The 932-nt window shown below is 35.9% G+C and carries 1 protein-coding gene and 1 pseudogene; both read left to right on the plus strand.

Annotation, left to right across the window (positions count from 1 at the left end; genetic code table 11):
• Positions 1 to 194: pseudogene (locus ASL19_RS18545) on the plus strand (hypothetical protein); the annotation flags it as partial.
• Positions 175 to 932: hypothetical protein (locus ASL19_RS07580; protein WP_057177869.1), on the plus strand; the 758-nt coding region annotated here is incomplete at its 3' end. The pseudogene ASL19_RS18545 and the gene ASL19_RS07580, both read left to right, overlap by 20 nt.

Raw genomic sequence — 932 nt, forward strand, 5'->3', positions numbered from 1 at the left:
AACTGGTGTTGAAAACCCGATTGGGTGACATACCAGAGACAATTGCCAAAGGGGTGGACACAATATCAGTATTACCAATTTTGGATGAGCTACTAAAGTTGGCAATCAAAGTTGATTGTTTTGAAGATTTTCACCAATCCTTATTAAAATTATCTCCCAAAAACTTTGAGTCAAATGAGTCGGATAAGAGCTAATTATGACGAACCATGGAAAGAAGCACTAACGGAGTATTTTGAACAATTTCTGCTTTTCTTCTTTCCGGGAATTCACCAATTAATTGATTGGGGAAAAACACCAGAGTCTCTAGATAAAGAACTGCAAAGAATTACAGCCTTATCAAAAACGAAAAGGCGCTTTGCAGATAAATTGTATAAAGTCTGGTTAGTTAGTGGGGAAGAAATCTGGGTGTTGATTCACATTGAAATTCAAAGTCAATATGAGGAAGAATTCCAAAAGAGGATGTATATTTATAATTACCGTGCTTTTGACCTATATCAAAAACCGGTGATTAGTCTAGCAATTTTGGGAGATGAAAAAGCTGATTGGAAACCAGAAAGTTATAATTATAGCTTAGGAGGGTGTGAGGTAAGTCTGAAATTTCCCGTGGTGAAACTACTCAGCTATGAGGAAAAATGGTCAGAACTGGAAGAAAGTAATAATCCTTTTGCTATAGTGGTAATGGCACATCTAAAAACAAAAGCAACTAAGGGAAAACCAGAGGAGAGAGAAAAATGGAAATGGATTTTAATCCGAGGACTATATAACGGGGGGTTAGATAGAAACCAGATAGTTCGATTGCTGGGAATCATTGATACAATGATGAAGCTACCTAAAAAATCACAGGAAAGTTTGGAGAATAAGATAAAGAACTTTGAGGAGGAAACAAAAATGCCACTATTAACTAATATCGAGTTAAAAGGAATAGAAACTGG

The sequence above is a fragment of the Cylindrospermopsis sp. CR12 genome, from assembly GCF_001432185.1.
GTDB classification, from domain to species: domain Bacteria; phylum Cyanobacteriota; class Cyanobacteriia; order Cyanobacteriales; family Nostocaceae; genus Raphidiopsis; species Raphidiopsis raciborskii.